Raw genomic sequence first — 17,957 nt, 5'->3', positions numbered from 1 at the left:
CCAAGCCGACTGCAGGATCTCAGGGTCCAGCACCACGTCCGGCCGCTCTCCAAAGAGATCGCTGTCGATGCGTCCGCCGGCCGCCGCGTAGCGATCGGGGCCGACGAGGCGGAAGCGCCGGTCGCGGGTGGTCACCTGGCCGGCGTCGAGCCGGTCGGTGATCCGCCACTCCTGGAAGCCCATGCCGTTCAGGGCGGCCTCGGCGATCTCGCCCTGCTCCTTGCGGTCGGGCAGCCGGGCCAGGAGGCGGGCCTGGCGCAGGTTCAGGCGGCCGGCGCGGAGCGCCTCGAGGGCCTTGGGATGGAGGTCTGAGAGGGCGGCCAGGCGGCGCACCTCGAGCTCGGCGAAGCCCAGCGCCCCGGCGATCACCGCGAAGGCCAGCTTGGCCTTCAGCATCTTGCCGATCGCCACGATCACGTCGGCCGGATGCACGGGCACGTGCTTGTTGGTCAGCACGATCGCGGCGGCCTGGCGGGCCGGGTCGGTCTCGACGAAGGCCGGCACCGGATAGGCGTCGGTGATCCGCCCGGCGTCCAGCAGCAGCTGCAGCGCCAGCCAGCGACGGCGGCCGTCCAGCGCCATTCCGGGCTTCTCTTTCTTGCCCCGGCCGGGCCGCACGGTCAGCGGCTGCAGCACGCCGGCCGCGAAGATGGTCTCCGCCAGCTCAGGGATCTCGTCGTCCGGCGCTTCACCGAAGCGCATGTTCTCGGGCGCGATCGCCACGTCGCGCAGCGCGAACGTCCTGGGCAGGCGTTCGGCGATGGGTTCAGGGACAGGGGTCTTGCGCATCGAGAGGCTCCCGCCCGGCCGGTCGGGACCTCCCCGCCGCGCCGGGCGCCCCGTCCGTCCCTTCCTCCATCCCCTCGGCGTCGTTCCAGTCCCCGAACCCCTCCGGCGGCAGGGCGAGTTCGGCTCCGCACCCGGCCGCCCGCAGCCGCGCCACAAGCATTGCGGCGGACCGCTCGCCGTCCGTCCCACGGTCGCCGGCGACCACCACGCGCCGGACCCCGGCCGGCGCGATCCAGCGCCGCAGGTTGCTGGTCGACAACAGCGCCCAGCCCGGCAGCCCGAACCGGCGCATGGCCGAGAGCGTGGTGGGCACCCCTTCGCCGACCACCATCGCCTCGCCGACGCGCGCCAGCCGCACCGCACAGCCCGCCGGCAGCACGCCCACCACCTTGCGCGGCGGGCGCGCCGATTTGCTGCGGCGTCCCTCCGAGTCGAGATAAGTCACCTCGACGGCGGTGAGCTTGCCCAGGTCGGTGCGCACCGCCGCCAGCAGGGCCGGCCGGTGGGGCCCGAACCCTCGGTAGACGGCGGCGGGCGCGGCGGCATGCGCCCGCAACGCCCCGGCGTCGGCCAGGCCGGCATCGACGCCCCGGCGGGCCAGGTAGATCGCCGCTGCCGCGCCTGACGCCAGCGGCCCGCCGCCGTCCCAGAGGCGCCGGGCGGCGGCGACCCGCTCCGCGCGCGTCGCCTCCACGGCGTCGTCCCGGCCAGCCCTCCCCGCGACCCCGCCGCCGTCCCGCAACCGGTTCTCGGCGTCGATCCAGCCCCGCGCACGCAGGTCGTCCAGCACCTCGCGCCAGTCGCCCGCGCCGAAGCTGTGCACGACGACGCGCCCCGCGCGCAGCCACAGGGAGACGGAGCGGTCGGCAGCGCTGTGGCCGGGCGCCGGCAGCAGCGCCCGGCGCCCGCCGGCGTAGACGTCGCCGCCGAAAGCGCGGGCCAGGGGCAGCAGGCTGGACGCGCCCCGCGATCGTGCCGACATCGTGAGCCTCCCTTACAGCAACGTCCGCCGGCGCCGCCCTCCCTCCGACCTCCGACAGCCGGGTCGCGTCGAACCAACTTGCGAGCCAGGGATCGCTGTTCCATGGAGGCGCATGACGATGTCGCTCGACCAGGCGCTGCTCTACTTCGTCGACCTGCGCGTGCAGGTCCGCGGCAATCCGGCCGCGCGCGAGATCGTCGATCGCTGCCTGGCGCTGCTCACGGCGGCGCGGACGGCCGACGCCGAGACGCTCCGCCGCCTGGACGCCGAGGTCGAGGCCCTGCGACGGGAGCTCGAGACCCGCCTGGGCAAGCCTCGCGACCTGAAGGTGCATTGAGCTCAGAGCGGGGCGATCACCTGCACGGCCAGCACAGGACGATCCGGACCATCGCCCTGGACCTGGACCTTGAGTTCGGCGACGACGCCGATGTGATGGGCGCAGGCCAGCGCCACGAGCCGCTTGAACTCCGCCACGCTGGCGTCGATCTCGGCGGCCAGGCGGCGAGGGTCAATGGGCTGCGGGATGGGCATTCGGCACAAGATCCTCGACAGCGTCGCGACCAACCCTGCGGTCCCGAGCACATAGAAGCCGCCGCGCCGCGGGTGCAAGCGCCCGGCCGAGTTGACGCGGGAGCCCTGTGCTTTAGGCCTGGCGGCGACCCTCGGGCTCGTCTCGAAGCCCCGTATGAGCAATTTGCATGCCCGTCGCCGCACCGGCGCTTCTCCTCCCGCCACGGACACCCTGGCCCGCCGGCTTCCCGGCGGTCGTCGTGCACACGCAGACCGCCTTGCGCGACCACCACCCCGAGTATCGCGCCGCGAAGGCGGGGGACGCGGAGGCGGCCCTGACCCTGGCGGTCGACCTGCTCTCCGACGCGGGCGCAGAGGCCTTGCAGGCCATATTGGCGGGGCGGCCCGCCATCCTCCTGCCGATCACGGCTGAAGAAACGACGGGCTTCAACGCTATTCCCGATGCGATGGCCCAGGTGCTGTCCCGCGAACTCGACCTCCCGGTGAGCGTGGGCGAGATCGTGCAGAGCAACACGGTCGGCCACACCCGGGCGCCGGCGTTCAATCGCCTCGTGACGCCGGCGACGTTCGAGGGCGTGGTTCAGCCCGGCGCCCAGTACGTCCTGGTCGATGACCACGTCGGCATCGGCGGGACGCTGGCGAACCTGAAGGGCTATGTCGAACAGAATGGCGGCCACGTGCTTGCGATGACCACCCTTACGCAGAGCCGCGACGCACACCAGATTGCGCTCAGACCTGAAACCCTGGCCGTGCTAAGGGAAAAGCATGGGGAAGCCCTCGAACAGTTCTGGCAGGAGCAGCTTGGCCACGGGCTCGAGTGCCTCACCGACGTCGAGGGGCAAATCCTTGGTCGTGAGCCGTCCCTTGACGCCATCCAGGGTCGCCTGGCTCAAGCAGCAGTCGAAGCGCGTGGCCGAGGTGTCGAGCCAGCGTTCCGTCCTGGAGGTTAGCAAGAGTCCTTCCGCCGGGCTCAAGAGCGCCGCCGGGCGCGTGCTGAGCAGCCCGAAAGCCTCGAAGTCGGCCAAGTCCGCGGCGGCCTCGGTCCTAACGCAGCGAGTCTCCTCGCGCGCCAGCGGCGCAACGCTTGCGACGCCGAGCAAGCCTCACCATGTTCTGGCTTTGGTCCCGGCCGGGAGGGCGAACATGGCCAACGAGAAGACCAGTCGGAAAGCAGCTACCGCTGCCGCGAAGGTGCTGAGCAACCCCAAATCCACCCCGGCGGCGAAGAGCGCTGCCGGCTCGGCGCTGACCCAGCGGGGCAGCACGGAAGTCACCAGCAAGGCGGCCGCGTCCAAGGCCGCGAAAGTGCTCTCGAACCCGACCGCTTCGAAGGCGGCCAAGAGCGCAGCGGGATCGGCCTTGACGCAACGCCCAGGCAAAAGCCGCCGCTAGAGAAATCACAAGCCTCGGCGGGGGTGGCGTCCAGGCGCTGGATCGCGCCTCAGCGGCGCCCAATCGACCGTGACGCTCAGGCGTTGGAAGACGCTGACCCTCCAGCGCGACACCGCCAAGTATGAGCACGACCGACGTCCCGCCCTGCCGGCTCCGCGTAGTGACGCGGTTTGACTCATTGAAGAAGTTGAGAACGTCCGCTCTGAGGCAGGGGCGCGCCGACCGCCAGCAACGTCTGAGCCAACTGAGACCTCCGGACGGTCTGCTCCCCGCCTGCCTGCGACGACAGCGCGTACACTGAAGATTCAACCCTGGAGGACACGGAGGCCGTTGGTTGACAAAATCATGCCATCGCCCATGATCTAGGCAACTGGAGACGTCATGTCCGAATCGAAACCCTGGGATTACCACTCCCACCTGACGCACGACGCGCTGGTGGCCGTCGCAGGCCTCATCGCCCAGGGGCGGAGCGACGCCCTGATCCGCCACAATGAGGAGATCGGCGACGACGGCTGGACCCTCGGGTGCAGCGCCTTCCAGTTCGCCCGCTTCCAGATCAGCAAGGCGGCCGGGCTTCCGGGCTTCGAGTGGCTCTCCATCATCGACCCCACCAAGCAGTTCATCTTCAAGATCGGTGACGTGCCGGTGCGGTTCTACAAGGGTGAGGCGGACGAACCGAGCGACCGCACCCTGCGCCAGACCTTCTCTGAACTGAACCAACTCGCCTTCACCTTCGGCAAGGAAGAGGGCGCGGGCCTCGCCTACCGTTTCGCCGTCGAAACCGACTTCGACGGCGCCATCACCAGCGTCAAGTTCGTGGGCCTGCGCGGCGACAGCCCGGTATTCGTCTGGGACGTGCCCTACACCGAGGCCGTCTCCCTGCCGCCGGCCGCGCCTGCGACTGAGGGCGTCGATCTGCCCAAGCCAGAGGTGCGTGTCCCGGGCGCCGACGAGGTCGCCAAAACCAAGCCGGCCTAGTCGGATGAAAGTCGTTGTTAGGAGGGCGCAGGATAGGCGCCGATCATGAGTAACGAGCGACCGTTCCGGGGGGAGCAGCTGCGTCTGGCGCGGCTCGCCTTCGGCTACTCGCTCGACGAGGTCGGCGCGAAGGTCGGAACCACCCGCCAGTTTATCCATCAGCTAGAAGTCGAGGCCAAGCCCCCGAGCCGCGAGCTGGTGACGGCCCTCGCCGGCGCGCTGGGCGTGACCCCACGGTTCTTCTCTGCGTCGCCCCGGTCGACCGTCCGGCCCGAGCAATGTCACTTCCGCAAACAAGCGACCACGCCCGCCTCGATCACCAGCCAGGTCCTGGCCCGTGGTTCGATCCTCGATGCCCTGGCGGAGGAACTGGACAATCGGCTGGAGCTTCCGGTCGTCAACTTCCCCGACGCCTCCGTCAGCACGCTCGACGACGTCGAGGCGGCCGCGGAGTCGGCTCGTGATCACTGGGGTCTCGGCAGCTCCGGACCGATCACCAACATGATGCGCGTCGTTGAGAACGCCGGCGCGATCGTCACACACTTCGACGGGGTCTCAGAACGGGTGGATGCGCTATCGATGGACCGTCGCCGCCCAATCATCGTGCGGAGCGCCGCCAAGCAGAGCCTCTGCCGCCTGCGCTTCGACTTGGCCCACGAGTGTGGCCACCTTGTCATGCACCGTGGTGTCCAGACTGGCGACCGGTGGACCGAAGATCAGGCCAACCGGTTCGCCAGCGCCTTCCTGCTGCCCCGCGCACCCTTCCTGCACATGTTTCCGCGATCCCGCTTCCTGAATTGGGAGCTCATCTTCCACATCAAGTTGAACTGGAAAGTCAGCGCCCGGGCCGTGCTCCGGCGCGCGCTGGATCTCGGGGTGATCACGCCCGACCAGTACAAGACCGGCAACATCCACCTCGCCAAGACCGGTCAGACCAAGGTCGAGCGCTACGACGCCGACATGCCGATGGAACGTGCCGAGCTTTTGGACGCCGCCATCGACGCCTTGGGAGGATCGCGCCCCGGGGCGCTAAGCGAACTTGCCAGCGAACTTGGCCTGGCCGACGACATGTTCGGCCATCTCACCAAGCGAGAGCTCGACGCGCCGGCGATCGCGCTACTCGACAGTACGGTTCGCTACGTCGATTTCTCGGCGCGTCGCTCCTAGCCTGCAGTTGGGTCTTATAGCCATTAGGTCGGGCCCGGCGGCGCGGGGCGCGGCGCCCTGACCTTCAAGACACGGGTCGCGATTGCAAAGAAGGCGTCGAGGTCTTCAACCGAAATCTCGGTCTGATAAAGCGGACAGGACCGCTCCTCGTCGAGTTCGAACCCGACCTTGCACGGCTCCGTCGTTTGCTCGAGGCGGGCATAGGATTGATCGGCCGGCTTCTGCGGCGTGCCGTTCCGCCCAAACCGCGACCAATAGGTCTCTATGGGGTGTCGGCGCTCCCAGTGTTTCAGACTGTCGTCCCTAGAAAAGCGGGCGCAATCGCTACTGCACACCAGCTGCAAATCACCTCGGAGGCTGTGCAGGATCGGCCCTAGTAGAAGATCTACGACCTTGGTTGGGAAGGGTTCGCCGGCCTCGGTACGGAGCGCGATCTCCATGGCCTGTTGCAGCCGTTCGGACATGTCGTGACGTAGCGTCGAGAGTATGAGGTACGCGATCGCTTCGACGATCGGACCGTGCTCCACGCCCGCCTTCACCAGTCTGGTGTAAAGGAACAACAGATTGAAGATCGCCATCTGGCAGGCGTGTAGGGCCTGTTCGGCGGTGCAATAGCCGGCCCAAGGCCGCTCATCGATGCTGCCATGGGCGAACTCGTTGGCGATGAGCGCGATGCGCTCCATCGGCCCAATTTCGAGCGTATCGCGCTCCGCCCAGATGCGCCGGGCGCGCTCGATCGAACTGTATTCCAGTAGGCTCCAGAAGCGCTCTGAGATCGCCTGCAGATATCCGGCGGAGCTGAGGGCGCCCTCGAACAGCCGCAGCACCGTCGAAGGCTGATCGCCCAGCATGCGCTCCAGCACCGGCCGGTCCCATAGCAAGATTTGCGGCCTCGGGAAGGTCTGTTGCCAGGTTCTGACCCAGTCGCGGGTCGGGTTGGAAAACGTCGAGTTCGTCGCGATCACCAGGCAGTCGACGGCCCCATCCGCCAGGACGTTGTTGCAGGCCGAGGTGACGGCGTCCTTCTCGACCGTTCCGGCTCGCCCCTTACACTCGATCCACCAGCGCTTCGCTTCCATCTGGCCGTCGGGCGCCGGCGTGTAGAACGTGGCTTCCAGGTCGCGGCCGCCGTCGGCTGCGCCGCTGCCTATTCCGCCCAGGCGCCACTCGAGGTCACGCGCGCCAATCCCGTCAAGCAGCCAGAAAAGGCATTCTTCCAACGCGCTGCCTTTGAGCTCGGCGAAGGGAATTTCCGTCGGCAGGACCCACTTGGGCTCGCCGTTCGGCCCATCGCCGTCAGGGGCTTCGTCTCCCGTCAAGGCTAGGTCGCCCGCCCCGCAGCGCGCAGCAGATAGACGCTCACCGAGGACGCGACGGTGACGACGAGTTCGGCCTCTTCGAACCGGGGCTCCCGGCCCTCTTGGATGTGCCGGCCCTGTTCGGAGGCGAACCCCCACAGCTTGTGCAAAGCGGTGTCGAGCGGGGGAGGGAAGCTCAGCCGGCCGATGATCTTTCCGAGGGTGTCGGTGCTGCCGTCGACTTCGCGCGCCACGCCCTCCAAGGCTGCCATAGCGTGTTGGATAGCTCCGGTTACGTCAGCGGCTGGACGCCGGGAGATATCGCGAAGGGCTTCGTGCAACTCGTTGGCGGCGGTCGGCGTCCCCGCATCCCGCATGACCCGGGCCGCGTCGCGCGTGGCCAGCTCGAAGGGCTCTGAGCCGCGCGCGACGATTAGGCCATCCTTCATCTGCCAGCCCACGCCATGTTCGTGGAACAGCAGGTTCAGCCGGCGCTCGAAATCCGGCCGCTTGGTCTCAGTGTAGTCACCCTCGCCGACGGCCTTATAGAGGCGCTCGGCGATGTCATAGACCCTGAACCAAGGGGCCGCGTCGATCAGCTGCGAGACCTCGTGCTCAACGTTGCCGGCCGACCAATTGTTGGGATTGGGCCGCTTCAGAAGCACTTCGCAGAGGGCGTCACGCATCCCGTTCGGTCCAAGGCCGCAGGCATAGCCAAGCATCAGCACCCCATCGCGCACCACATCGGGAGCATCTTCCCGAATGACTATCTCGGTGTCGGGTGGCCGATATCCAAACCGATCTGAAAATGGCGAAAACCTATCCATTCCCAGACTCTAACATGGCGCGAACACACAGCCACGACTGGAGCAGCTGTGGGCAGAAGGCTGCGTCAACTGGGAGGGTCAGGTCACTTCGCCGTTCTCGTCGGGCCAATCGTCGGGCACCAACGCCGGCGGCTTCGTCCAAGGCCGCTCGACAAGCGCGGCCTGGAACCAATCGTCGCGCAGGTTGGCGTGTTCGGTGACGATGATTTGGAACCCCGGCGCGTCTTCCTCCGTGAAGCGACGCAGGAGTTCGAACAATCGGCGCACCGCTTCGAGGTCAGCGTCGGTCTCGGTCGTCTCGACCGAGCCGTCGGCGGCTTTGTAGACCGTCTCCGACGGGAAGTAGACCTGGGTCGGCTGGTCGATGAGCAAAAGCCGGGGGATAGGCTGGTTGTTGTTGGCCGCATAGCGATGCAGGGCCAGCAGCGCCGCCAGGTGATAGGCGAGATGGTTCTCGCCGCCCCCGGTGCGGGGCATGTAGATCGGCCGGCCTGGACGATCTATCGCCACGGTTAGGTTGTGCAGATCCAGACGCGCGGGAAATTGGCCAAACTCGCCGCCCAGCGCGGAGATGTAGCCCGACATGTGCATGGCGATGCTGTTGAGCGTCGACACCAGCCGTTCTCTGGAATCGTCAGTGCCGATCTTGCGCTCTAGGTCTTCGGCCTTGGCCTTGAGACGCCGGTCCTCGCGCTCAAGCCGGGCGAGTTCTTCATCGGGCACAAGTCCTTCGAGGAACAGGCTGACTCGGCCAACGACGCGAGAGGCCGCATTGTTGCGGTTGCCCATCTGCGCGATGATCTCGCTGCTGGCAATGGCGCCCGATAGCTCCACCTCCTTGTTGCGGATCTGGTCGCCGATGTCCTGAATGTCCTGGCGCTGGCCGGCGAGGTATTCGTCCAGGGCCGGGCGTTCGCCGACCACAGCGGCCATTTCGCGTTCAAGCGATTCAAGCTCGGCGATCAGGGCGGCGGCCAATGGAGTCTCCATGCCCAGATTGGCCTCGGCGAATGGCCATTGCCACGCTCCGGTCGTGGGATTCTTGGGCAGGAGCTTGATCGAGGTCAGCCGATCCTTCTGCTCCCCTGCCTCGGTCTCGAAACCCTCCGAGCGCTTTGCGTACTGGATCGCCGCGTCGATGCGCTGTTGAATTTCCCGGCGTCTTTCGCGCAGCGCCACTAGGTCGTTTTCGATGGCCGAAACACGTAGGCCATCGTCCTCCGGCACAGGCGCGGGCTTCCAGGACAGAACGTTCCGAAGCAGTTCGACCCAAGAACCGGTCTCCTCGATATCCATAAGGGGAATGCCGACGGCTCTGGCCTCGGACAGCAGACCGAGCGCCTTCTCGTCGGAGGTCGCAACCGCGGTGCGGGCCTGTTCCAGCAGTTTTCCATTGAGCCGAATGTCGCGATGCACGCCGCGAAGACGCGATTCCAGTTCATATTTGTCGCGCGAAGAGATGCCGAGCAGTATTGGTAGGGTGTCCTTGATCGCCTGCGGCTGGAACTGCTCGTTCTGTCGATAGAACAGCTGGTCCTTATTGGCGACGATGCCCTGTTTTTGAAACAGGTAGTAGTGCGTGTGCTTGATGTTGGCTTGGTAGCTTTCTCGGCTGCTGCTTAGCGGCACCTCCGTGACGTTCTCTGGGATGCCCAGGAGCCGTGACAGCAGCGTCTCCACCCCATCGTCATCGTCGTTGACGGCTAGCTCGGCGAAGACCGGCACGTTCAGCTGGGCGCCGCGCCTTACCATGGCCAGGCTGCAACTCGCGCGGCCAGCGCCGGGCGTGGGCTTAGCCACCAGGACCTGCTCGCCGTCGAACTGGTAGATCACCGCAAACCACGCCACGCGATCGCGGATCACCCCCTCGGGGATGTTGAAGGTGGAGCGACCCATCAAATATTCGAGGATGTCAGATAGCGCCGACTTACCGGTCGAAGACCGGCCCGTGATCACGTTGAGGCCGTTTAGGTGAAAGGCCACGTCGCGGCGGCGGCCATCGTGGCTGTAGATGTGGATGGATTTGATCTTCATGGCCGAACGCCCATCGTCGCGTAGATCGTCACGCGGTCACCGACGCGGGCAAACTCCTTTCCCAGGTACTTGGCGACCTTCTGGATCGACTGGGTCTCGTCCGACCCTGTTATCGACTTGCGCACCCCTTGCGGGCTGGCTTTCAGCCTGCCATCGGGCCGAACTTGGATCGTTCCAAGCTGGTGCAGCAGCCCCAGCGCCTCAAAGGTGAAGGGCAGCATGTCCTGGGCACGCCCGCTGAACCCCACGAGCAACTGAGGATGAGTGGCGACGAGCTTGAGGAAGTAGCTTCGCGTGCTCGGGGCTAGGATTTCCCGCGACTGTTTGTGCAGGCAAATGGGCAGAATGAGCGGCACGAGCGAGAACGGAATGCCCCGATCATCCTCCTCCTCGTAGGTCACCATGGCCCTGAACAGCACCAGGCCGCAGAACGCCGGATTGAAGAGGTTTCGGATTTCGATGGGGCGCTGGTCCCAAACCCTCATGCCGCCTTCCCCAGGATCCGTGCGAGCTGCGCGAGAAAGCGAGGGTGCCAATGAACGTGCGGTTGGGGTCTCGCATTGGCTAAAATGTGGAAGGCGCCGCGGACGACGTAGGGCTCTGTCACGCGCTGACGAATGCGCAGCGAAGTCGTTTCTAACTCAGCCCAGCGATAGAGTTCGCGCCCGGCCGCCAGGCACGCGGCGTCATCACTCTTGTCGGTGATGGTCTCGAAGACGACTTCCTTGTAGCGGGTCCACTCGTCAATGAGCCGGTCTTCGTATTCTTCGATCTCGTTCGAGACGAGCAGGTTTTCCCGGGCCCAGCTCGAACGCTGCTCAAACGCCCGATAGTAGTCGATGATCGCATTCTGCAGTCGCGTGGTGGACAGGTCCAAGGCTCGAAGCTGTTCGACGAACAGGCGCGGATCGTTGGCGACGTCGATCTCGTCAGGCTGCCGCTGCCGGAAAGTGATGGGCAGGTTGTCGTTGCGATATTCCTCCGCCATCGAGGAGAGCTTGTCGGACACCTCAATGCCGGTAATCGGTGCGGCACGTTCGCCGGCCAGAAGGCGGATGGCCTGGTCCATCCACCAACCTTCAAGCCGCTCGAACAGGAACGGTCGCGACTCCCTCCGAATAGTTCGCAGGTGCTGGTTAATGATGACGCTGGGAATTTCCGTAATCCGAAGCGCCGCATCGGCGATCGTGATCCGAGAAAAGAAGTCGTCCTGCTCGGCCGCCGTCAGCGCCGCCAACTCAGCGCGTACGGCGGCGACTAATACGCTCTTCGATTTCGCTAGGGGTTCTTTGACAGCCTGGGTGCGTGTTTCGCCATCGGCATCATCGTCCTTGAATTTCGTAAGAGCGGACTCCGCGCTGACAGTCGCCGTGGTGAACAGCATGAAGCGCGCATCGCAGCTGCTCTTGCTATTGGCCTTGTAGTGCGTGAGCCAGATGCGCACCGATTTCCAGAAGTCGGTCGCAAGGTCGGTGACCGTGTCGCCGACGGCCTTGTGCTTAAGGGACATCAGGCTCTTGCGGCCTGTGGCGTCGTCGAAATCGACGTCGTCCTCCTTCTCAAGCAGAAGCGAGCAGTCTTCTGGCAGCTCCAGGATTTTCAAGAGTGCGAACCGGGCTTGGTAGATGTAGCCGAGACCTTGCTCTGCGGCTGAATACGGCGAGCGTACGTCGCTGCTCATGCGGGCGCGCCATCGTCGAGGGTGGCTCTCCGCAGCATCTAATCCCCTAGCTCTCCGAGCCTTATTCAAGCTCTGCCAGAGTCAATCCTAGTCGAACCTTGGCAACAGACAACCCAAGGATGGCGGCCCAACTTCCGCTTGCAGGGCGGGTGTGTAGGGGCGGTGCGGGCGTTCGGTCAGTATTCTGCACGTCCGCTCCCTAGAGGTGAGCGAACGGTAGCTGCTGGCGCGTCTTATTCCTCCACCGGCGGCGTTACCGGCGGTCCCCCCACTTCGCCTGCCGATCTCTCAAGCGTTCCTTCGAGGTCCGGTTGTCCTCTCCGTCCTCGTTCTCCTCGGCGAGTTCCGCCCAGAGCAGCACCATGGCGAACCCGTCGCGTTGGAACGCCACCTGCTCGGAAAGTTCCGGCAGGGGCGTGCCCCAATCCGACTCCAGCCAGTACTGCGCCCGCGCCTCCACCATGTCCGACATCTGCCCGAGGGTCGCCGGCAGGCGGTGGAACGCGGAGCTGGGCGGAATGGGATCGCCCGCGGCCACGCAGAGCTTCGGAAAGCTGGAGAGGTTGCGGTAGACGCGCTGCAGGCGCCCATCCTTCGCCACCACGATGGCTACCGGCGCGTCATGGTACTGGGCATACGACCGGGCTGCGGCCTCCTTGCTGACGCCGAACTGGCGGGCGAGGGCTGTAACCTGGCCGAGATCGGGATCGCCCAGGCCGTTCATGGCGTGCCGCCACATTGGGGGCGGCATCAGCAGGAGGGCAGAGAACTCATTGGCTTCCACCTCCATGCGGACTGCCGGGGTCATCTCCGCCAACCGCGCGCGTCGCATATCGCCGCGCGAGCAGGTAAAGCCGGCGTCCGTCTTGGGCGCGTGGTGCGTCATCAGGAAGTGACCGAGCTCGTGGCCGACGGTGAACCGCTGCCGCTCTCGCCCTGCCGCACCGTTGACCAGGATGAAGCCCTCGCTTCGCCCGGCGTCGGTGATCAAACCTCCCTCGAAGCCATCCGCTGCCAGGACGCGGATTTCGGTGATGTCGAGCTGCCGGGCGAGATCTTCGATGGGGACGGGAATCGGGAGGTCGGGTTCCGCCTTCAGGATCTTCGTCACCAGCGCCATAGGCGACCCGGCTCCGTCGAGATCCATCCGGGTCACCGTCAGCATGTCAGCTCTCGCGCTTCCGGAAGTGGTCCATCATGGACTGGATCGCCTTGCGATCGTCCGGCGAGAGGTGCTTGAGGTCGCGGTACATCGCGACCAACTGAGAATCCTCGGCTTCGCCCTCCGGGTTCTCTCCGATCAATTCGGCGACGCTGACGTCGAAGCAACGCGAGAGCTTGGTCAGCAGATCGATGGACGGGTTCTTAGCCCGCCCGGTCTCCAGGTCCCAGATGTGGGCCTTGGACGCGCCCACCTCGTCGGCGACGTCCTGCAGCGATTTCCGCTTCGCGGTCCGAAATTGCTTCAGCTTAGCGGCCAGAGCCACGCGCACCTCATCTCGTCATCCGCCGCCCCGACGCAGCAGTCCCCGACGAAACTGTACCAGGATAGTTGCACGGTTCGCAAACGTATGGTTTTATCTGTACGAAGTCGTCGGGGAATCATCTCGTGGACGACCGAGGGACAAGAGATCGATGGGCAAGAACCAGCACGTGGTCCCCCACGGCGACGGGTGGGCGGTCCGGGGCGCCGGCAACAGCCGGGTGACCTCAACTCACGGGACCCAGGCGCAAGCGCAGGCGGCCGCACGGGAAATCGCGATCAACCAGCGGAGCGAGGTCGTGATCCACCGCCCCAACGGGCAGATCCGCGACAAGGACTCGTACGGGAACGACGACTTCCCGCCGCGGGGCTGAGGTTTCGAGGGCCGCCGAGAGGCGGCCCTTCTCATTTTCGGAAGCAAGGAATTCAATCGATGCAGTTTGAAGGCGCGGTGATCCGCGAACAGGGCGTCACCTTCGCGGTGGTCGTGGTCCGCAAGCCGGTGGTCGACCATCGGTCCGAAGCCGACCGCGCGATCCGAACGTTCAGCGGGGCGTTCCCCGGCCTGCCGATCGTGCTCATGGCCCAGGATGGGCGCGGGGCACCCACCTACTACGGCCGGCCGGACCTATCGCGCTTCCTGGCCAACACGCCGCTCGGGGCCATCCCCTGGCGCCGCTACACTCTCAACTAGAAGGAACGGCTGAGCATGTCAGTGTTCGTTGTCACCTGGGACCTGAACCGGGAAAAGCCGAACTACGCACAGGCCCGAGCGTCGTTCGTGAAGCACCTGGAAGCCTTCGACAACACTCGTGACGCAGGGCTCGACTCGGTGCGCTTCATCTCGGCAGCGAGTTCGGCGGCGGAGATCGAAGGGCATCTGCGTCAGAAGCTGGATGCGGATGACCGGCTGTTCGTGACGCGCCTGAGCGCGGGCGGTCACCAGGGGTGGCTCAGCAAGTCTGTCTGGGCCTGGATCAACCAACGCCTTTAAGGCGGAACGGCGGGCAGGCTGTGCAGGCGGATGACCGCGAACGGCTGAGGCAGATCTGGCGGCAGGGCGAGATACCCGTCCTGGTCCGGACCCTGCGCGCGGGCCTACGAGTGCGGCTTCCCTTCCGGGAATACAACCGGGCCTGGCTTAGGGGTGAACGCCGGTCCAGGCCGAAGTGGGATCGCGAGCGTCTCTTCTGGACGGTGCCGAAGAGCTGGTTCAACCAACTGGTGGAACAGTGCCTGGCGACCTTCGGGCGCGTCTACATCATCCAGCCCTACCGCGAGCAAGAGAAGTGCGCGCCCGCCTGCTGGAACGCGGTCGGGGATGAATGCCAGTGCTCCTGCATGGGCGAATATCACGGGAGCAATGGGCCCTCGGGCCGGTGGAAAGTGGTCTCCGACACGTTCGCGACGCAGTGGGGCGAGGAGGCGATCGCCTGTCGCCTCATGCGCCGGCGATAGTTCCGGCAGAGGCCAGCAGGCAGGTCGCTGGACGTCCGCTTTAGGCACCGATGCCAACGTCCGGTACTGGCGCTACGTCGACCACGCCTCGTTGTTGAGCACGATGCGGTAGCCGTCAGGATCCTCGAACGTGACACCGTTCCGATCCCAGTATGGGTTGAAGGAAGCGACGGGGTCGAAGCCGGCAGCGCGGAGACGCCCCACGGCGTCTCGCCATGCCGTGACATCCGGCAAGTAGAAGACGAGGAGGTTGTCCTGAGTCGGAGCCCGACCCGCCGAGTGGCCACGAGCAGTGGTGAATTCAAAGTGGTAGGCGCTTCCACGCCTACCGAGCATAACACCATCAAAACCGGCATGATCGTTGAAGCGGTAAAGGACCTCGAGCCCCAGCCCGCCGCAATAGAAGGGGAGCAGACGCTCAACATCGTCCGTGGGACGAGCAACGCGGAGCACGGGCAGATCTCGCATGCCTGAGAGGCTAAAGGTCCGCTTGGCGGCGCGCATCCAACTTCCGCAACTGGCGCGTCCCTGACATCCGCGGAGTGCAAGCTGACGTCTCGGTCGCCGCGATGGAGCCGCGCGGATAGAATCGACGAATCAACCGATGCCGCTGCCAAGGCGACAATGAAGACGAGCCTCGACCATCTACCGGAGGGCAAAAGGGCCGAGCTGTCTCGCGTCCTTGAGGTGCTGTTCCGTGAATTCGAGGACGTCACCAAGCGCAAGAGCGGCATGCGTCTTCAGGGGCGCATCCTCAAAGTCATCCTCTTCGGCAGCTACGCACGAGGCGACTGGGTCGACGACCCCGTGGGCGGCTACAAGTCCGACTACGACCTGCTGATCGTCGTCAACCACGACGATTTCGCCGACGTCACCGACTACTGGATGGACGCCGAAGCCCACCTGGAACAGGCCTTCGACATCGCCCATACCTTAACGGCGCCGGCGCACTTCCTCGTCCACTCGATCGCCGACGTGAACCGCCAGCTCACCCGCGGGCGTCCCTTCTTCACTCAGATCCTGGACGAAGGCGTCATCCTCTACGAGGCGCCGGACCATCCCCTCTCACGGCCGGCCAAGCTGTCTCCCGCCGAAGCCTCTCGCGAGGCGCGGGCTAACTTTGATAAGTGGTACCCCAGCGCATCCGCCTTCGTGGAAGGCGCGGAGTTTTTCATCTCGAAGGCGCGCAACAACGAAGCTGCCTTCCTCCTCCACCAAGCCGCCGAACGCTACTACCACTGCGTCCTGCTGACACAGACGCTCTACTCGACCAAATCCCACAACCTGAACTTCCTGCGCGGCCAAGCCGAGCGGGTCGCGCCTGAGCTGATCCCAACTTGGCCTCGTGGCAACCGCTTCGAGAAGCGCTGCTGGGAACTGCTGCGCCGCGCTTACGTCGAAGCCCGCTTCTCCGACCAGTACGAGATCTCCACCGAACAACTCGCCTGGCTGGTCGACCGGCTGAAGGACCTTCAAACTCGGGTCGAGCAGAGCTGCCGCGACTACCTCGCCACCATCGCGCCACCTGCCTAAATCCCTGTGCGGCAAGGACTCTAGGCGGCTCCGGCGGCTTGTGCCACGCTGGCCCTCGAGCCCGGTCGAAGCCGGCTCACCGCGACGGCCGATCCACCGCCGCTGGGCGCCCGCGCCATAGAAGACCGCACCGTCAGGTCCGGGAAAGCGCGGGGCGCAGGGACCTGAGCCCTGCGTTCGACACGCCCGGTCGCCACGAACGCGCGGTTCACTGCGAGGGGACGTCATGTCCCGCCCCACCCCCGCGCGCCCGGTGCGCAAGCCGGCGTTCGACGCGTCGGCGGAGGCGTCCGCGCCCACGACCTCGGGCGAGCGACCCGACGCGACATGGCGTGCGCATCTGGTCTGGCTGCGGACCCGACTTCGGAGCCGCTTCAGCGCCGACCTCGCCGATGACCTGGCGCAGGAGACCTACCTGCGCCTCGTCGGTCGCGCCGTCGACGCCCCCGTCGAGAACCCCCGCGGCCTCCTGATGACCGTCGCCACGAACCTGGCCCGCGACGTCTTCCGGCGCGATCGGGTCCGCGCAGACTATGCGGCCCGCGCCCCGCAAGCCTACGCGCCGACGGACGCCGCCCACCACACGGCGGAAGACGACTTCCAGGTCCGGGAAGCGATCCGATCCCTGCCGCCGAAACTCCGGGACGTCCTGCTGCTCAGCAAGATCGGGGGCTTGACGAACCGCGAGATCGCGCAACGCTACGGTTTATCGGTGCGCGCTATCGACAAACGGTTGCAGCAGGCCGTTACGCTGTTCGTCGCTCGACTACGGGATTGAGGCTTCGAAATCTGGCCATGGGAACGCTCCGAGGAGACGACCGCCGGACGCTCGAGGAGGCCGCGGCCTGGTTCACGCGGCTCAAGGGGGATCCCGTCAGCGAGGCGACGATCGACGACTTCATGGCGTGGCGACGGACGCCCGCGAACGACGCGGCCTACACCGAAGTGGAGGCCCGCTGGCGCCAGGCCGACCGCGTCAGCAACGACCCCGAACTTGTCCGGCTGACGGAAGCGGCGCTGCGAAAGCCGAACAGGTGGGACGCGCTTCGAAGGTTGCTCGCGAAGAACCTGCTGCCGTTGAGCCTGGTCGGCGCGACCCTGGCCGGCGCCCTTTTCCTCCTGGTGACGCACCTGCAGCCGCAGGCCTACGAGACCGACGTCGGCGCCCAGCAGATCGTCCGGCTCACCGACGGCTCGACGCTGCGGCTCAACACGGCCAGCCGGGCGGAGATCCACTTCTCCCGCGACGAGCGCCGCATCGTGCTGCAGCGTGGCGAGGGCTTCTTCGAGGTCGCCCACGACGCGGCCCGGCCGTTCATCGTCGTGGCCGGCGACACAGAGGTCCGCGCGCTCGGCACGAAGTTCGACGTGCGGCGCACGAACGGCGCGACGCAGGTGATCCTCGCGGAAGGGCGCGTGCAGGTGATCCGGCCGGATCGAAAGGAGCAATGGACGCTCGCCCCCAACCAGAAGCTCACCCTCAACGGCGCGCCGCCCGTCCCCCAGGTCGCCGACGCGGCCATGACGACGAGCTGGACGACAGGGCGACTGCGTTTCCGGGAGACGCCGCTGGCCGAGGCGGTCGCCGAGGTGAACCGCTACAGCCAGACCAAGATCGTACTGGAGGCGCGACGCGTCGAGGCCGAGCGGGTCAGCGGCGTGTTCGATACGGGCGACACCAAGGCCTTCGTCTCCGCGGTGACCGAGATCTTCGGCCTCACGGCCACTCCCTCGCCAGAGGGCATCCGCCTTCGGGCGCGCGAGCCAGCGGCCGGCTGAGCATATTTTACGAAGGCCCAGGTTC

23 protein-coding genes are annotated in these 17,957 nt (G+C 66.1%); 12 read left to right on the top strand and 11 right to left on the bottom strand.

What is annotated here, in order from left to right:
• Positions 1 to 789 (bottom strand): ParB N-terminal domain-containing protein (locus tag EPN98_RS12985; RefSeq protein WP_293363165.1); only part of this gene is annotated, 789 nt, incomplete at its 3' end.
• Entirely contained in the window at positions 767 to 1,771 is a 1,005-nt protein-coding gene (locus EPN98_RS12980) for a toprim domain-containing protein (protein ID WP_293363164.1), read from the bottom strand. The genes EPN98_RS12985 and EPN98_RS12980, both read right to left, overlap by 23 nt.
• A gap of 112 nt (positions 1,772 to 1,883) precedes the next feature.
• Between EPN98_RS12980 and EPN98_RS12975 the strand changes: the two genes are divergently transcribed.
• On the top strand, positions 1,884 to 2,108 hold the full coding sequence (locus EPN98_RS12975) for a hypothetical protein (RefSeq protein WP_293363163.1): 225 nt from the start codon (positions 1,884 to 1,886) through the stop codon (positions 2,106 to 2,108).
• Between the two features lie 2 nt (positions 2,109 to 2,110).
• Here the strand turns inward: EPN98_RS12975 and EPN98_RS12970 are convergent, their stop codons facing one another.
• Entirely contained in the window at positions 2,111 to 2,302 is a 192-nt protein-coding gene (locus tag EPN98_RS12970) for a hypothetical protein (RefSeq protein WP_293363162.1), read from the bottom strand.
• 167 nt (positions 2,303 to 2,469) lie between these two features.
• Between EPN98_RS12970 and EPN98_RS12965 the strand changes: the two genes are divergently transcribed.
• The 4 genes from EPN98_RS12965 (at position 2,470) to EPN98_RS12950 (ending at position 5,839) form a co-directional block, all read left to right on the top strand.
• Positions 2,470 to 3,252: a hypothetical protein gene (locus tag EPN98_RS12965; RefSeq protein ID WP_293363161.1), complete on the top strand. Its 783-nt coding sequence runs from the start codon at positions 2,470 to 2,472 to the stop codon at positions 3,250 to 3,252.
• Positions 3,253 to 3,445: 193 nt separating this feature from the next.
• Complete coding sequence (locus tag EPN98_RS12960; protein WP_293363160.1) at positions 3,446 to 3,694, top strand: hypothetical protein; 249 nt, start codon at positions 3,446 to 3,448, stop codon at positions 3,692 to 3,694.
• Between the two features lie 381 nt (positions 3,695 to 4,075).
• On the top strand, positions 4,076 to 4,672 hold the full coding sequence (locus tag EPN98_RS12955; RefSeq protein ID WP_293363159.1) for a hypothetical protein: 597 nt from the start codon (positions 4,076 to 4,078) through the stop codon (positions 4,670 to 4,672).
• A gap of 45 nt (positions 4,673 to 4,717) precedes the next feature.
• Positions 4,718 to 5,839: an XRE family transcriptional regulator gene (locus tag EPN98_RS12950; protein WP_293363157.1), complete on the top strand. Its 1,122-nt coding sequence runs from the start codon at positions 4,718 to 4,720 to the stop codon at positions 5,837 to 5,839.
• 23 nt (positions 5,840 to 5,862) lie between these two features.
• Here the strand turns inward: EPN98_RS12950 and EPN98_RS12945 are convergent, their stop codons facing one another.
• The 7 genes from EPN98_RS12945 to EPN98_RS12915 all read right to left on the bottom strand — a co-directional run bounded on the left by EPN98_RS12945 (position 5,863) and on the right by EPN98_RS12915 (position 13,166).
• A complete protein-coding gene (locus tag EPN98_RS12945; RefSeq protein WP_293363156.1) occupies positions 5,863 to 7,158 on the bottom strand; it encodes a restriction endonuclease in 1,296 nt (431 codons plus the stop codon).
• 2 nt (positions 7,159 to 7,160) lie between these two features.
• Complete coding sequence (locus EPN98_RS12940) at positions 7,161 to 7,964, bottom strand: AbiJ-NTD4 domain-containing protein (RefSeq protein WP_293363155.1); 804 nt, start codon at positions 7,962 to 7,964, stop codon at positions 7,161 to 7,163.
• A gap of 78 nt (positions 7,965 to 8,042) precedes the next feature.
• Positions 8,043 to 9,998, bottom strand: a complete 1,956-nt coding sequence (locus EPN98_RS12935; protein ID WP_293363154.1) for a DUF3732 domain-containing protein — start codon at positions 9,996 to 9,998, stop codon at positions 8,043 to 8,045.
• Positions 9,995 to 10,483, bottom strand: a complete 489-nt coding sequence (locus EPN98_RS12930) for a three component ABC system middle component (protein ID WP_293363153.1) — start codon at positions 10,481 to 10,483, stop codon at positions 9,995 to 9,997. Before EPN98_RS12930 ends, EPN98_RS12935 begins: the two co-directional genes overlap by 4 nt.
• Positions 10,480 to 11,679: an ABC-three component system protein gene (locus EPN98_RS12925; RefSeq protein WP_293363152.1), complete on the bottom strand. Its 1,200-nt coding sequence runs from the start codon at positions 11,677 to 11,679 to the stop codon at positions 10,480 to 10,482. Before EPN98_RS12925 ends, EPN98_RS12930 begins: the two co-directional genes overlap by 4 nt.
• A gap of 253 nt (positions 11,680 to 11,932) precedes the next feature.
• On the bottom strand, positions 11,933 to 12,844 hold the full coding sequence (locus tag EPN98_RS12920) for an ImmA/IrrE family metallo-endopeptidase (RefSeq protein WP_293363150.1): 912 nt from the start codon (positions 12,842 to 12,844) through the stop codon (positions 11,933 to 11,935).
• Position 12,845: 1 nt separating this feature from the next.
• Positions 12,846 to 13,166 (bottom strand): helix-turn-helix transcriptional regulator, encoded by a 321-nt coding sequence (locus EPN98_RS12915; protein WP_293363148.1) that lies wholly within the window; start codon positions 13,164 to 13,166, stop codon positions 12,846 to 12,848.
• A 148-nt stretch (positions 13,167 to 13,314) separates the two neighbouring features.
• On the opposite strand from EPN98_RS12915, the gene EPN98_RS12910 reads away from it, so the two are divergent.
• From EPN98_RS12910 to EPN98_RS12895, 4 genes are read left to right on the top strand one after another with little or no spacing between them, the layout of a single operon-like run.
• On the top strand, positions 13,315 to 13,536 hold the full coding sequence (locus EPN98_RS12910) for a DUF2188 domain-containing protein (protein ID WP_267232112.1): 222 nt from the start codon (positions 13,315 to 13,317) through the stop codon (positions 13,534 to 13,536).
• A gap of 59 nt (positions 13,537 to 13,595) precedes the next feature.
• A complete protein-coding gene (locus tag EPN98_RS12905; protein WP_293363147.1) occupies positions 13,596 to 13,856 on the top strand; it encodes a hypothetical protein in 261 nt (86 codons plus the stop codon).
• A 15-nt stretch (positions 13,857 to 13,871) separates the two neighbouring features.
• Complete coding sequence (locus EPN98_RS12900) at positions 13,872 to 14,156, top strand: hypothetical protein (RefSeq protein ID WP_293363146.1); 285 nt, start codon at positions 13,872 to 13,874, stop codon at positions 14,154 to 14,156.
• A 20-nt stretch (positions 14,157 to 14,176) separates the two neighbouring features.
• On the top strand, positions 14,177 to 14,620 hold the full coding sequence (locus tag EPN98_RS12895) for a hypothetical protein (RefSeq protein WP_293363145.1): 444 nt from the start codon (positions 14,177 to 14,179) through the stop codon (positions 14,618 to 14,620).
• A gap of 72 nt (positions 14,621 to 14,692) precedes the next feature.
• Here EPN98_RS12895 and EPN98_RS12890 read toward each other — a convergent pair whose 3' ends face one another.
• A complete protein-coding gene (locus EPN98_RS12890) occupies positions 14,693 to 15,124 on the bottom strand; it encodes a VOC family protein (protein WP_293363144.1) in 432 nt (143 codons plus the stop codon).
• A gap of 120 nt (positions 15,125 to 15,244) precedes the next feature.
• Between EPN98_RS12890 and EPN98_RS12885 the strand changes: the two genes are divergently transcribed.
• From EPN98_RS12885 to EPN98_RS12875, 3 genes are all read left to right on the top strand, one after another.
• Positions 15,245 to 16,153, top strand: coding sequence for a HEPN domain-containing protein (locus EPN98_RS12885; protein WP_293363143.1), 909 nt, complete (start codon positions 15,245 to 15,247; stop codon positions 16,151 to 16,153).
• 226 nt (positions 16,154 to 16,379) lie between these two features.
• Positions 16,380 to 16,931, top strand: coding sequence for a sigma-70 family RNA polymerase sigma factor (locus EPN98_RS12880; RefSeq protein ID WP_293363142.1), 552 nt, complete (start codon positions 16,380 to 16,382; stop codon positions 16,929 to 16,931).
• A gap of 17 nt (positions 16,932 to 16,948) precedes the next feature.
• Complete coding sequence (locus EPN98_RS12875) at positions 16,949 to 17,932, top strand: FecR domain-containing protein (protein WP_293363141.1); 984 nt, start codon at positions 16,949 to 16,951, stop codon at positions 17,930 to 17,932.
• Positions 17,933 to 17,957 lie beyond the last annotated feature (25 nt).

The sequence above is a fragment of the Phenylobacterium sp. genome, from assembly GCF_004299445.1.
GTDB lineage: Bacteria > Pseudomonadota > Alphaproteobacteria > Caulobacterales > Caulobacteraceae > Phenylobacterium.
This window is presented reverse-complemented; position numbering and strand designations above follow the sequence as displayed.

What these genes read in the sequence shown, in the direction of transcription:
- EPN98_RS12910 (WP_267232112.1), top strand. Translation starts at nt 13,315, where the DNA reads ATGGGCAAGAACCAGCACGTGGTCCCCCACGGCGACGGGTGGGCGGTC.
- EPN98_RS12905 (WP_293363147.1), top strand. Translation starts at nt 13,596, where the DNA reads ATGCAGTTTGAAGGCGCGGTGATCCGCGAACAGGGCGTCACCTTCGCG.
- EPN98_RS12890 (WP_293363144.1), bottom strand. Translation starts at nt 15,124, where the DNA reads ATGCGCGCCGCCAAGCGGACCTTTAGCCTCTCAGGCATGCGAGATCTG.
- EPN98_RS12950 (WP_293363157.1), top strand. Translation starts at nt 4,718, where the DNA reads ATGAGTAACGAGCGACCGTTCCGGGGGGAGCAGCTGCGTCTGGCGCGG.
- EPN98_RS12875 (WP_293363141.1), top strand. Translation starts at nt 16,949, where the DNA reads ATGGGAACGCTCCGAGGAGACGACCGCCGGACGCTCGAGGAGGCCGCG.
- EPN98_RS12925 (WP_293363152.1), bottom strand. Translation starts at nt 11,679, where the DNA reads ATGAGCAGCGACGTACGCTCGCCGTATTCAGCCGCAGAGCAAGGTCTC.
- EPN98_RS12965 (WP_293363161.1), top strand. Translation starts at nt 2,470, where the DNA reads ATGCCCGTCGCCGCACCGGCGCTTCTCCTCCCGCCACGGACACCCTGG.
- EPN98_RS12900 (WP_293363146.1), top strand. Translation starts at nt 13,872, where the DNA reads ATGTCAGTGTTCGTTGTCACCTGGGACCTGAACCGGGAAAAGCCGAAC.
- EPN98_RS12930 (WP_293363153.1), bottom strand. Translation starts at nt 10,483, where the DNA reads ATGAGGGTTTGGGACCAGCGCCCCATCGAAATCCGAAACCTCTTCAAT.
- EPN98_RS12885 (WP_293363143.1), top strand. Translation starts at nt 15,245, where the DNA reads ATGAAGACGAGCCTCGACCATCTACCGGAGGGCAAAAGGGCCGAGCTG.
- EPN98_RS12955 (WP_293363159.1), top strand. Translation starts at nt 4,076, where the DNA reads ATGTCCGAATCGAAACCCTGGGATTACCACTCCCACCTGACGCACGAC.
- EPN98_RS12935 (WP_293363154.1), bottom strand. Translation starts at nt 9,998, where the DNA reads ATGAAGATCAAATCCATCCACATCTACAGCCACGATGGCCGCCGCCGC.
- EPN98_RS12920 (WP_293363150.1), bottom strand. Translation starts at nt 12,844, where the DNA reads ATGCTGACGGTGACCCGGATGGATCTCGACGGAGCCGGGTCGCCTATG.
- EPN98_RS12940 (WP_293363155.1), bottom strand. Translation starts at nt 7,964, where the DNA reads ATGGATAGGTTTTCGCCATTTTCAGATCGGTTTGGATATCGGCCACCC.
- EPN98_RS12970 (WP_293363162.1), bottom strand. Translation starts at nt 2,302, where the DNA reads ATGCCCATCCCGCAGCCCATTGACCCTCGCCGCCTGGCCGCCGAGATC.
- EPN98_RS12880 (WP_293363142.1), top strand. Translation starts at nt 16,380, where the DNA reads ATGTCCCGCCCCACCCCCGCGCGCCCGGTGCGCAAGCCGGCGTTCGAC.
- EPN98_RS12975 (WP_293363163.1), top strand. Translation starts at nt 1,884, where the DNA reads ATGACGATGTCGCTCGACCAGGCGCTGCTCTACTTCGTCGACCTGCGC.
- EPN98_RS12960 (WP_293363160.1), top strand. Translation starts at nt 3,446, where the DNA reads ATGGCCAACGAGAAGACCAGTCGGAAAGCAGCTACCGCTGCCGCGAAG.
- EPN98_RS12980 (WP_293363164.1), bottom strand. Translation starts at nt 1,771, where the DNA reads ATGTCGGCACGATCGCGGGGCGCGTCCAGCCTGCTGCCCCTGGCCCGC.